Below are 7,676 nucleotides of genomic sequence, written 5' to 3' on the forward strand. Positions count from 1 at the left end.
CCTCCCCCCCGCCCCGCTGGGGGGGGGGGGGGGCCGCCCTTGGCCCCCCCCCCCGCCGGGGTCCTGGGCCCCCCCCCCCACCCCGCCCCCCCCCGGGGCCCCGCCACTACCAAAGACAATGTCGGCCAGTGTTGTGGGAGCGGCGTATGCCGCGAAACCACCGCTCCAACAAATAGCAAAGAGCACTACCCCTCCCCAACCCTCCCCTTGCCTGCGGCAACGGGAGGGAGCAAAACCGTAGTGCCGAACCATGCTCGGCTGGGGCGTTGCCAGGAAAGGCTCTGCCGAGCATGGCTCGGCACTACATGGGTCAGGTCGCCGTTTCGATGCGACTGCCGCTGGCAGCATCAAAAAAGTGCAGCTTCAATGCGTTCACCTCAACCGCAATCACCTGCCCAACCTGCGGCAGCTGCTGCGGCGGCACCCGCATGATCAGCGCCTGCTCGCCATAGCGCAGATTGACAAAAATCTCGTTGCCCACCGGCTCCAACCCTTCGATGCGCGCATTGAACGCCGTCGCACCACCGCCCGGCTGCAGGTGCTCGGGCCGCACACCAACAACCAGCGGCTTGCCAAACCACTCCGCATCCAGTGGCACAGCGCCGACCGCCACCTCAACCCCCTCGTCCAGCTGCAGCACAGCCAAGCCTGTTTCATCACGTCGGAACTGGCCACGCAACATATTCATCGCCGGGCTACCAAGGAAACCCGCAACAAACAGATTGACCGGTCTGTCATACAAGGCCATCGGCGTGTCTATCTGCTGGATGACGCCCTCATTGAGCACAACGATGCGCTGCCCCAGCGTCATCGCCTCGACCTGGTCATGGGTGACGTAGATCATCGTGGTGCCCAGCTTGCGATGCAGCTGCGCGATCTCGGTGCGCACCGAGTGACGCAGCTTCGCATCCAGATTGGACAGCGGCTCATCCAGCAGGAATACCGCTGGCTCGCGCACCAGCGCACGTCCCAGCGCCACGCGCTGACGCTGGCCGCCCGACATCGCGCGCGGCAGCTTGTCCAGCATCGAAGTCAGGCCCAACGAATCAGCCGCCTCCTGCACGCGGCGCTGCACCTCGGCCTTGTCATGCCCACGCAACTTCAAACCAAAACCCAGGTTCTCGGCCACGGTCATATGCGGGTAGAGTGCGTAGTTCTGGAACACCATGGCGATGTCCCGATCCTTCGGTGCTACGTCATTGACCACCCGCTCATCGATGCGCAGCTGGCCAGCACTGATCTCCTCCAGCCCGGCCACCATTCGCAGCAGTGTGGATTTGCCACAACCCGACGGCCCCACCAGCACCATCAACTCGCCATCGGCGATATCGAAACTGGCCCCGGCCACGGCAACCTGCCCGTTGTCGTACACCTTGCGCACACCGTCGAATTGAACCTTGGCCATCACTACCTCGTTGCGAGTCGAAACCTGGAACCGGGGAACACTTGCGTTACAACGACAGAACAGTTTCCTGCAATCGTATACATCCGAAACATTGTGCACGGTAAGCATATTCATATGGCACCATCACAGTCGCTCTTACATGGCACCTGCGCTCCGCTGCACGGACCTGCTCTCGCCCTCGCGGCATGCTGCATTGCACAAGCCCAGGTTGCCCACGCCCGCCCCCTCGCGCCGATGGACGCGGACGTCCCAATCGCGGCGCAGGCCTTGAAGACGAACAATTGACAACGATGTCATCCGCACCCGAAACTCGTGCAATGCACGACACCCTCTTCCTGTTCGGTGCCACAGGCGATCTGGCCCAGCGTTATCTGTTCCCGTCCCTGCTACGCCTGCTCGGCGACGGCCTACTTCCTGAAGATTTCCGCGTGCGTGCGCTGGCCCTGTCCCCGCATGACACCGAGAAATTCCGCGACCTGCTGCGTCCGCGTCTGGAAGCAGCCATGCCGCATGCCAGCCAGGATGACATCGGCAACCTGCTCAACCGCATCGACTACCGCTCGGTGGACCTGCGCAATGCCGAGTCGGTCGCCGAGGCCGTCAAGGACCTGGTGCACCGCAAGTGCGTCAGCTATCTGGCGATCCCGCCGGGTCTGTATATCTCCACCTGCGAAGGCCTGGCACTGGGCGGCGCCTTGGCTGCACCCAACCGGCTGATGCTGGAAAAGCCGATCGGCTCGGACAGTGACAGCGCCGAGGAGATCCTGCAGTCGATCGGCAAGTTGATCGACGAAGACCGCGTGTTCCGCCTGGACCACTACCTGGGCAAGGCGCCGGTACAGAACCTGATGGCGCTGCGCTTCGGCAACACCTTGCTGGAAGCGGTGTGGAACCGCAACTACATCGCCTCGGTGCACATCCTGGTTGCCGAAAGCGACGGCGTGGATGGCCGCGACTCCTATTACTCGCGCTCCGGCGCACTGCGCGACATGGTCCAGAGCCATATCCTGCAGCTGCTGTGCCTGGTGGCGATGGAACCGCCGGCATCGCTGGAAGCCGACCGCATCCGCGACGAAAAGGTGAAGGTGCTGCGTGCCCTGCGGCCGCTCGACGCCAAGCATGCAGCCAAGGACAGCGTGCGCGGCCGTTACACCGCCGGCACCATCAATGGTCAACCAGCGCAGGCCTACCAGCCGCCGGAAGGCAGCGAGGCAGAAACCTTTGTCGGCGTCACCGCGCATATCGACAACTGGCGCTGGGCCGGCGTGCCCTTCCATCTGGTTACCGGCAAGCGCCTGCCAGAACGCACCACCCGCATCGAGGTCAACCTCAAGCCGGTAACACATTGGTTGTTTGAGCGCCCCGACCGCAAAAACGCCACCCCCAACCGCCTGACCTTCCAGCTGCAGCCGCAGGAGAACATCCAGCTCGGCTTGATGAGCTCGCTGGCCGGTCCGGAATGGGGCGCGTTGGAACTGCAGCCGCTGGAACTGGAACTGTCGGTTCCCACCGGCCTGCACCGTCGCATCGCCTACGAACGCCTGTTCCTGGACGCCTTCAACGGCAACCACGCACTGTTCGTGCGCGATGACGAAGTGCGCGCCGCCTGGGCCTGGATCGACAGCGTCAGCGATGCCTGGAAGGCCGCCGACCTGCCGATGGAGCCTTACCCGGCCGGTGGCTGGGGCCCGCAGCTGGCGCAGGACTTCCTGCCCGAATCCATCGCCGCCGAAGCCGGCCCGGAGCAGGGGCTGTGAGCCCAAGCACCGGCCTGGTACTGGTAGCGGACATTGGCGGCACCAACGCGCGCTTCGCGCTGGCAGACCGTTCCGCCGCCACCCCGCTGGATCAGGGCAGCATCGACGAGTATCCGGTGGCGCAGTTCGCGTCACTGGCCGATGCCGCCGCGCACTACCTGCAGCAACGTGGTACGAGCGCCACCAGCGGCGTGTTCGCGGTAGCCGGCCGGGTCGACGGTGACGAAGCACGCATCACCAATCACCCGTGGGTGATCTCGCGTTCGCGCACCGCCGAGCAGCTCGGTTTCGAACAGCTGCACCTGATCAACGACTTCGTCGCCCAGGCCATGTCGATCGCACTGCTCGGCGCTGACGATGTGGTGCAGGTCGGCGGAGCTGGCTGGCAACCCGCCGCCGAAGGAGAATCGCGCAACTACTGCGTGCTCGGCCCCGGCACCGGCCTGGGTGTTGGCGGGCTGGTGGTACGCGATGGTCGCAACTACCCGCTGGCCACCGAAGGCGGCCATGCCAGCTTTGCACCGAACTCGCCGGAACAGATCCGCATCCTGGAAATCCTCTCGGCGCAGTTCGGCCGGGTGTCCAACGAACGTCTGGTCTGCGGTCCCGGCCTGGTCAACATCCATCGCGCCATCTGCGAGATAGCGGGCACCGATCCAGGCCTGCTGCAACCAGCCGAGGTCAGCGCACGCGCTGCCGAAGGCGATGTGCTGGCGACTCGCGCGGTTGAAGTGTTCCTTGAAATCTTCGGCGCAGTCGCCGGCGACGCGGTGCTGGTGCAAGGCGCCTGGGACGGCGTATTCCTGACCGGTGGACTGGTACCGCGCCTGCTGCAGCAACTGCAGCATTCCGGCTTCCGTCAACGGTTTGAAAGCAAGGGACGCTTCTCCGCGACGATGTCGCAGATCCCGTCGATGGCCATCACCCATCCCTGCCCCGGCTTGCTGGGCGCCACTGCATATGCGCTGGACATGCAGCGCGCAAATTCTGGAGTGACCGCATGAACGCCGCTGTTTCCGACCGCATCACACTTGTCCGCCATGCTGACGAAGAGGCCTGGACCGAAGGTGTCGCCAAGGAAATGGCAGCGCTGCTGAGCGCGGAGATCGAGCAGCGCGGCCGCGCCCGCATGCTGCTGTCCGGTGGCACCACGCCGGCTCCCATCTACGAACTTTTGTCTGACCAGGGCCTGGAGTGGGCGCGGGTTGAAGTTGGCCTGGCCGACGAACGCTGGCTCTCGCCGCAGGACAAGGACAGCAACGCCTGGCTGGTACGCGACAGCTTCCTGCGCCATGCCGAAGGTGCGCATTTTGATCCGCTGGTACGCGTTGGCCTGCCCATTGCCGAATGCGTGCACACCGCCAACCTGCTCGCCACCCATTCGCAGCCGGCCTGTCTGGTCGTGTTGGGCATGGGCAACGACGGCCATACCGCCTCGTTGTTCCCGGGCTCACCCGATCTGCCGCAGGCACTGCAGAGCAAGCACCCTTATGCGGCATTGGATGCCACGGGCTGCCCGGTCGCCAAGCATTGGTCCTTGCGCATCACCTTGACCCCGCATGGGCTGGCGTTGGCCAACCAGCGCCTGCTGCTGCTGCGCGGCAAGCAGAAGCTGGAAGTGCTTGAAGCCGCACTTGCGTCCGGCGATGTGCATACCTACCCGATCCTTGCTGCAATCAATGCGCCCGGCAACAAGCTGCGCGTGCATTGGGCGCCTTGACGCCGGGAGTGGGGAATCGGGAGCTGTGATGGATAGCCCACACTGTTCCCCACAACCACCGGCCTGATGCGGCCGCACACCCCACCGCCCGTGCAACACCCGCAGTCACCACTCCCTATTCCCAGCCATAAAGCCATGCATCCGAAAATCCAAGCCATCACCGATCGCATCCGCCAGCGCAGCGCCCCGTCGCGCGCGGCTTATCTGGCCGGGATTGATGCCGCGCTGCGCGAAGGCCCGTTCCGCTCACGTCTGAGCTGCGGCAATCTGGCCCACGCCTATGCAGCTTGCGGGCCAACCGACAAGGACCGTCTGCGCGGTGCTGTGACGCCCAATCTGGGCATCATCACCTCGTACAACGACATGTTGTCGGCGCACCAGCCGTTCGAGCACTACCCGGAGCTCATCCGCAACGCCGCCCGCGAGCTGGGCGCTACCGCCCAGGTTGCGGGCGCAGTGCCTGCAATGTGCGACGGCGTTACCCAGGGCCGTGGCGGTATGGAGCTGTCGTTGTTCTCGCGCGACGTGATTGCCCAGGCAACCGCGATCGGCCTCAGCCATGACATGTTCGACGCCACCATCTATCTGGGCGTGTGCGACAAGATCGTGCCCGGCTTGCTGATCGGCGCCCTTGCCTTTGGTCACCTGCCGGCAGTGTTCGTACCGGCAGGGCCAATGACTCCGGGCATTCCGAACAAGAAGAAGGCCGAAGTCCGCGAGCGCTATGCTGCCGGCGAAGCCACCCGCGAAGAACTGCTGGAAGCCGAATCGGCCTCCTACCACGGCCCGGGCACCTGCACGTTCTACGGCACCGCCAATTCCAACCAGGTGCTGTTGGAAGCGATGGGCGTGCAGCTGCCAGGCGCTTCGTTCGTCAATCCTGAGCTGCCGCTGCGCGATGCATTGACCCGCGCCGCTACTGCACGCGTGTTGGAAATCAGCGCGCTGGGCAATGACTTCCGTCCGTTCGGCCGCGTGATTGACGAGCGCGCCATCGTCAACGCCGTGGTCGCACTGATGGCCACTGGTGGCTCCACCAACCACACCATCCACTGGATCGCAGTCGCACGTGCCGCCGGCATCGTGTTGACCTGGGACGACATGGACGAGCTGTCGCAGATCGTGCCACTACTGGCCCGCGTCTACCCGAACGGCGAAGCCGATGTGAACCGCTTTGCAGCAGCCGGTGGCCCCGGCTTCGTGTTCCGCGAACTGATGGACGCCGGCCTGATGCATGCCGATGCGACCACCATTGCCGAAGGCGGCATGCGCGCCTTCGCCCAGGAACCGCGCCTGACCGACGGCAAGGTCAGCTACGTGCCTGCCGCTGACATCAGCGGTGACGAGGAAGTGGTGCGCCCCGCCTCCAACCCATTCGAGGCCCAGGGCGGTCTGCGCCTGCTGCGCGGCAATATCGGCCGCTCGCTGATCAAGCTGTCGGCAGTGAAGCCGCAATACCGCACGATTGAAGCACCGGCCGTGGTCGTCGATGCGCCGCAGGTCTTGAACAAACTGCACGCCGCCGGCGCCCTGCCGCAGGACTTCGTCGCCGTGGTCCGCTATCAGGGCCCGCGCTCCAATGGCATGCCGGAACTGCATTCGCTGGCACCGCTGCTCGGCCTGCTGCAGAACCAAGGCCGGCGCGTCGCGCTGGTCACCGATGGCCGCCTGTCCGGTGCCTCCGGCAAGATTCCGGCCGCCATCCACGTCACTCCGGAAGCCGCACGCGGCGGTCCGATCGCACGTATCCGCGAGGGCGACATCATCCGTCTGGATGGTGAAGCCGGCACCTTGGAAGTACTGGTCGATGCCGCCGAATGGGCTGCCCGCGGCATTGCCGCCAACACCGCGCCGGCCGGCTCGGACATGGGCCGCAACCTGTTCGCGATGAACCGCCGTATCGTCGGCCCGGCCGATCAGGGCGCGATCTCGATTTCCTGCGCCCCGGCCAGCCCGTTGGGGGGCGTGGGGGACTACGACGCCGAGTACGAACTCGGCCACGACCATGCCGCAGCCGCCGCCCCGCACGAAGCCAACGACGCCTGAGATCCGGGATTCGCGAACACGTTTTATTAAAGAGGACTCCATGAACATTGCCCAATACCAGGACCGCGCCGAGCAGCTGTTGAGCGCCGCCGGCATCCTGCCGGTCGTTACCGTGCACACCCTCGACCAGGCGCGCGCCGTCAGCGCCGCCCTGCTCGAAGGCGGCCTGCCCGCAATTGAGCTGACCCTGCGCACGCCGGTAGCGATGGAAGCGCTGGCCATGCTCAAGCGCGAACTGCCGGGTGTGGTTGTAGGCGCCGGCACCGTGCTGACCGTCGAGCAGATGCAGCGCTCCATCGATGCCGGTGCCGACTTCATCGTTACCCCGGGCACGCCCGCGCACATGGCCGATGCCTTGGCAGCCGCGCCGTTGCCGGTAGTTCCGGGTGCCGCTTCACCAACCGAACTGCTGGAACTGGTCGCGCGCGGCTTCCGCATCTGCAAGCTGTTCCCGGCCACCGCTGTCGGCGGCCTGGCGATGATCAAGGGTGTTGCCGGTCCGATTCCGGAGCTCAAGCTCTGCCCAACCGGCGGCATCACCGAAGCCACCGCAGGCGATTACCTGTCGCAGAAGAACGTGGTCTGCATCGGCGGCTCGTGGATGGTGCAGGACAGCTGGATCCGCAACGGCCAATGGGACGAAGTGAAGAAGTCCGCCGCCGCTGCCGCTGCCATCGTCAAGCAGGCCCGCGCTGGCTGATGCAAATCAGCTTCTGGGTTGCGGTAGGAGCGGCGCCAGCCGCGAAGC

The 7,676-nt window shown here is 65.3% G+C and carries 6 protein-coding genes; 5 read left to right on the top strand and 1 reads right to left on the bottom strand.

All coding sequences use genetic code 11. The features are described 5' to 3' along the window. Positions 1-310 precede the first annotated feature (310 nt). Positions 311-1,405, bottom strand: coding sequence for an ABC transporter ATP-binding protein (locus ACVOMF_RS20010; RefSeq protein ID WP_481510824.1), 1,095 nt, complete (start codon positions 1,403-1,405; stop codon positions 311-313). A 185-nt stretch (positions 1,406-1,590) separates the two neighbouring features. Between ACVOMF_RS20010 and zwf the strand changes: the two genes are divergently transcribed. From zwf to eda, 5 genes are all read left to right on the top strand, one after another. Then, the gene (gene zwf, locus ACVOMF_RS20015) at positions 1,591-3,162 is read left to right on the top strand and encodes a glucose-6-phosphate dehydrogenase (RefSeq protein ID WP_481510825.1); all 1,572 of its coding nucleotides are present in this window, start codon (positions 1,591-1,593) and stop codon (positions 3,160-3,162) included. Continuing rightward, positions 3,159-4,166: a glucokinase gene (glk, locus tag ACVOMF_RS20020; RefSeq protein ID WP_481510826.1), complete on the top strand. Its 1,008-nt coding sequence runs from the start codon at positions 3,159-3,161 to the stop codon at positions 4,164-4,166. The genes zwf and glk overlap by 4 nt, the downstream gene beginning before the upstream one ends. Further along, positions 4,163-4,882 carry a 6-phosphogluconolactonase gene (pgl, locus tag ACVOMF_RS20025; RefSeq protein WP_481510827.1) on the top strand — a complete coding sequence of 240 codons (720 nt, stop codon included), beginning with the start codon at positions 4,163-4,165 and terminating at the stop codon, positions 4,880-4,882. The genes glk and pgl overlap by 4 nt, the downstream gene beginning before the upstream one ends. A gap of 135 nt (positions 4,883-5,017) precedes the next feature. Continuing rightward, a complete protein-coding gene (gene edd / locus ACVOMF_RS20030; protein ID WP_481510828.1) occupies positions 5,018-6,928 on the top strand; it encodes a phosphogluconate dehydratase in 1,911 nt (636 codons plus the stop codon). A 40-nt stretch (positions 6,929-6,968) separates the two neighbouring features. Continuing rightward, positions 6,969-7,628: a bifunctional 4-hydroxy-2-oxoglutarate aldolase/2-dehydro-3-deoxy-phosphogluconate aldolase gene (gene eda, locus ACVOMF_RS20035; RefSeq protein ID WP_481510829.1), complete on the top strand. Its 660-nt coding sequence runs from the start codon at positions 6,969-6,971 to the stop codon at positions 7,626-7,628. The last annotated feature ends 48 nt before the right edge of the window (positions 7,629-7,676 follow it).

The organism is Stenotrophomonas sp. STEN022, from assembly GCF_056760155.1.